We start from the raw sequence: 4276 nt of genomic DNA on the forward strand, positions 1-4276 counted from the left end.
ACGCGAGCGGCGTCCTCGCCACGCTCGCCGAACCGCCGCCCGGGGTCATCGAGCTGACCGGCGGCTATCTGCACCCCTCCCTCCAGCCCGAGCGCGCCCTGTCCGCCGCGCTCGCCCGCGCGGGCCGGCGCCCCGGCGCCTGGGGCCGACCGCCCATCGAGGGCGTCGGCGAGCTGCGGGCCTGGTTCGCCCGCGAGATCGGCGGCCCGGCCGGCACGCTCGCCCCCTCCGGCGTCCTCATCACCGCCGGCGGCCAGAGCGCGCTCACCACCGCGCTGCGCGCCCTGGCCACTCCCGGCGCGCCCGTCCTCGTCGAGTCCCCGACCTACCCCGGCATGCTCGCCGCCGCCCGCGCCTCGGGGCTGCGGCCCGTCCCCGTGCCGATGGACGCCCACGGCGTGCGCACCGACCTGCTGGCGCGGGCCTTCCGGGCCAGCGGCGCGCGCCTCTTCGTCTGCCAGCCGCTCTTCCAGAACCCCACCGGGGCGGTCCTCGCCGACGAGCGCCGGCGCGAGGTGCTGCGGGCCGCCCGCGAGGCCGGGGCCTTCGTCGTCGAGGACGACTTCGCCCGCCGCCTCGCCCACGAGGAGGCCCCGGCGCTCCTGCCCGCCCTCGTGGCCGACGACCCCGACGGCATCGTCGTCCACGTCTGCTCCCTGACCAAGTTCACCTCGCCCAGCCTGCGGGTGGGCGCCCTCGCCGCCCGCGGCCCGGTCCTGGACCGGCTGCGCGCCATCCAGGTCGTCGACAGCTACTTCGTCCCGCGCCCCCTCCAGGAGGCCGCCCTCGAACTCGTGGGCTCGCCGGCCTGGTCCCGGCACGGGCGCGCGGTCGCCGCCGAACTGAGCACCCGGCGCGAGATCCTCCTGACGGCCCTGCGCCGCGAACTCCCCGAGCTGACCGTCGAGTTCGTACCGCCCGGCGGCTACCACCTGTGGGCGCGGCTGCCCGACGGCACCGACGAGCAGGCCGTCGCGGCCGCCGCGCTGCGGGCGGGCGTCGCCGTGGCCCCGGGCCGCCCGTACTACGCGGCGGAGCCCCCGGCCGCCCACCTGCGGCTCAGCTTCGCCGCGGTGGCGGGGCCGGGAGAACTCACGGAGGGGGTGGCGCGGTTGCGGTCGGCGTTCGGGCAGACCGTCAGGGCGCCGGTGTGAAGACCAGCGACGCGTTGTGCCCGCCGAAGCCGAAGGAGTTCGCCAGCGCCGCGGTCAGCGCGCCCTCGCGCGGCGCGCCGGTGACGACGTCGAGCTTCACCTCGGGGTCGAGGGTGTCCACGTTCTGCGTGGCGGGGACGACGCCGTCGCGCACCGCGCAGATCGCCGCGAGGGCGCCGATCGCGCCCGCCGCTCCGAAGAGGTGACCGGTCATCGACTTCGTGGCGGTCACGGCCGGATGGGTGCCCACCGCCTCCGTGATGGATCGCGCCTCGACGAGATCGCCCAGGGGTGTGGATGTCGCGTGGGCGTGGACGTGGCCGATCTCGCGCGGGGACAGCCCGGCCGCGGCCATGGCCATGCGCATCGCGCGGACCTGGCCGTCGGGGTGGGCGGCGGTGATGTGGTGGGCGTCGGAGGTGACGCCGGCCCCGGCCAGGGTGGCGTGGGCGCGGGCCGCCCGGGCGGCCGCGTGCCCCGCGCGCTCCAGGACGATCACGGTGGCGCCCTCGCCGATGACGAAGCCGTCGCGGTCGGCGTCGAAGGGCCGGGACGCCAGCCCGGGCGCGTCGTTGCGGGTCGAGTGGGCCTTGGCCTGCGCGAACCCGGCGATCGGCAGCGGGCAGATGCAGGCCTCGGTGCCGCCCGCCACGACGACGTCGGCCCGGCCGAGGCGGATCAGGTCCAGGCCCATGGCGATCGCCTCGGCGCCGGACGCGCAGGCGCTGACCGGTGTGTGGGCGCCGCCGCGCGCGCCGAGGTCGATGCTGACCCAGGCGGCGGGACCGTTGGCCATCAGCATGGGGACCGTGTGCGGGGACACGCGCCGCACCCCGGAGGCCTCCAGGACGTCGTCCTGGCCGAGCAGGGTCAGCGCGCCCCCGGTACCGGTGCCGATGACCACGGCGAGCCGGTCCGGGTCGACCTCGGGACGGCCGGCGTGCTCCCACGCCTCGCGGGCGGCGACCAGCGCGATCTGCTCGCACCGGTCCATGCGGCGGGCCTGTACGCGGTCCAGGACCTCGGTCGGCTCGACCTTGAGCCGGCCCGCGATCCGCACCGGCAGCCCGGCCGCCCACTCCTCCTCGATCGCGCTGATCCCGGACTGCCCGGCCAGCATCGCGGACCAGGTCGAGGCGGCGTCCCCGCCCAGCGGTGTCGTGGCTCCCAGCCCGGTGACCACGACCTGATCGGTTTCGATAAGCATCGAGCAACCCCCTTTGTGAGACAGATACAAATCCCTCCAACCTCGCGGAACGGGAGGGATTGACGTGATGGCCACTCTGCCAGGGGGGTTAACGGCCGATGCATGTCGTGATCAACGGACTCCCGTGCCGGGGGTTTGTAGGGTTCACATGTTTGCCTACCGGCGGGAACAGGCTCAGCGAGGGGCCGGACGCGCCGGCCCCGGCCCGTACGCGGCGACCGGGGCCCGCTCACGGCCACGCGCCCGGCGCCCTTCGTATCCGCGGAAGGCGGCCCCGCAGACGAGCAGCACCGCCGCGAACACCGGCAGCCAGGCCAGCCGGACGAGGATCCACGCCGGCCCGTCGGGCGCGGTGTGCAGGCCGGGCAGCCGGCCCGCGAGCAGCCCGGTCGCGGTGACGGCCATCATCGCGGTCTGGTGCCAGAGGAAGACCGTCATCGCGGAGAGGTTGACCACCGCCACCGCCGTCCACGCGGCGGGCCGGGCGAGCACCCGCCGCAGCGGGCCGAGCAGCAGCAGGGCCGCCCCGCACTGGGCCAGGCCGAAGGTGACGGCCGCGAGGGTGGGCGGGTTGAGGTTCGAGACCGCCGCGCCGGGCACCCCGACCATGGACGCCGGGTAGCCGCCCCACAGGACGAGACCGGCGGTGGCGGCGGCGCCGCCGAGCAGCAGCGCCCAGCCGGTCGTACGGCCGCGCAGGCTCCCGCGCGCCCAGGTCGCACCCAGGCAGTACGGCACCAGCCAGCCCGCCGCCAGGTTGATCCAGCCGGCCTCCTGGGAGCCGCCGAACCCGAACCGGTACAGGTCCACGCACAGCACCACCGCGAACGGCCACAGCGGATGGAGCCGGGCGACGAGCGGGGTCGCCGCGGTCAGCGCGGCGAAGACCAGCAGGAACCACAGCGGCGACAGCACGAGCCGGAGCAGCGTGTGCAGGGTGTCCAGGCCCACCCCCGAGGCGAGCAGCGCGCCCGAGACCACCGTCCACACCGTCAGCACGGCGGCGACCGGTCCGAACAGCCGCGCCGTCCGGGCGCCGAGCCACTGCCCGTACGTCGTGCCCCGGGCCCTGGCCGAGGCGTGGCCGCGTGCGGCGACCCGGCCGCCGACCAGGAAGAAGACGGCGAGCGTCTGGAACACCCAGGAGACCGGGGCGAGTTCCGGCATGTACCGCAGCGGGCTCGCGCCGTGCACCGTGCCGCTGTCCGCGACCAGGGCGGTGACCAGCCAGTGGCCGAGCACGACGCCGAGGATGGCGAGGGCGCGCAGGGCGTCGAGGGCGCGGTCCCGGCCGGGCGGGGTGGCGGCCTCGATCCGCCGGACGAGCTCACGCGGCACGGCCGGCCTCCCCGGTGACGATCCGGGCGATGTTCCTCAGCGGCACGGAACCGGGCTTGAGGTAGTCGCTGTGCCCGCCGTCGCCGGCGTCGAAGACCCGGGCGCCGAACCCCTTCGACACCGGGTCGGTGCCGAACCCGACGGTGGCGAGGCCCAGGGGCAGCCGGACGTGCGGCACGTCGGCGATCCAGTCGTCGCCGCCCCGGCCCGCCCAGACGGTGGCGCGGGTGCGCAGGGCGGCGACGTTGTCGGCGGTGGTGCCGGGGCTGCCGTACAGGACGATGTCGGCGGCCTCCAGGCCCGAGGCGGCGCGGCCGCAGACGACCGTGCCGTAGGAGTGGCACAGCAGCGAGATCCGTGCCCCCGGCCTGGCGGTGTGCAGCTCGCGCACGAAGCCGCGCAGGAGCGGGGCGGCCTCGTCGGCCCGGTCGGCCGTCAGCACGTCGGTGCCCACGGTGCTCGGCGTCGCGTAGCCGAGCCAGGCGACCACGGCGGCGCGGCCGCCCAGCTCCCGCTCCAGGGCCAGGGCGCTGCATCGCCGAGACGACCGCTTCCCAGGCATCGAGCTGAGAAGCGG

The 4276-nt window shown here is 76.4% G+C and carries 4 protein-coding genes; 1 reads left to right on the top strand and 3 read right to left on the bottom strand.

All coding sequences use genetic code 11. The features are described from left to right. Positions 1-1154 (top strand): PLP-dependent aminotransferase family protein (locus tag AB0K09_RS30370; protein ID WP_366068621.1); only part of this gene is annotated, 1154 nt, incomplete at its 5' end. Here AB0K09_RS30370 and AB0K09_RS30375 read toward each other — a convergent pair. From AB0K09_RS30375 to AB0K09_RS30385, 3 genes are all read right to left on the bottom strand, one after another. Next, positions 1138-2361 carry a beta-ketoacyl-ACP synthase II gene (locus tag AB0K09_RS30375; RefSeq protein ID WP_366068622.1) on the bottom strand — a complete coding sequence of 408 codons (1224 nt, stop codon included), beginning with the start codon at positions 2359-2361 and terminating at the stop codon, positions 1138-1140. The two genes, AB0K09_RS30370 and AB0K09_RS30375, sit on opposite strands and share 17 nt — an antisense overlap. Before the next feature lie 174 nt (positions 2362-2535). Then, the gene (locus tag AB0K09_RS30380; protein ID WP_366068623.1) at positions 2536-3699 is read right to left on the bottom strand and encodes an acyltransferase; all 1164 of its coding nucleotides are present in this window, start codon (positions 3697-3699) and stop codon (positions 2536-2538) included. Beyond that, a partial coding sequence (locus tag AB0K09_RS30385) for an alpha/beta hydrolase (RefSeq protein ID WP_366068624.1) occupies positions 3689-4276 on the bottom strand: 588 nt, incomplete at its 5' end. The genes AB0K09_RS30380 and AB0K09_RS30385, both read right to left, overlap by 11 nt.

The organism is Streptomyces sp. NPDC049577 (genome assembly GCF_040675635.1).
GTDB lineage: Bacteria > Actinomycetota > Actinomycetes > Streptomycetales > Streptomycetaceae > Streptomyces.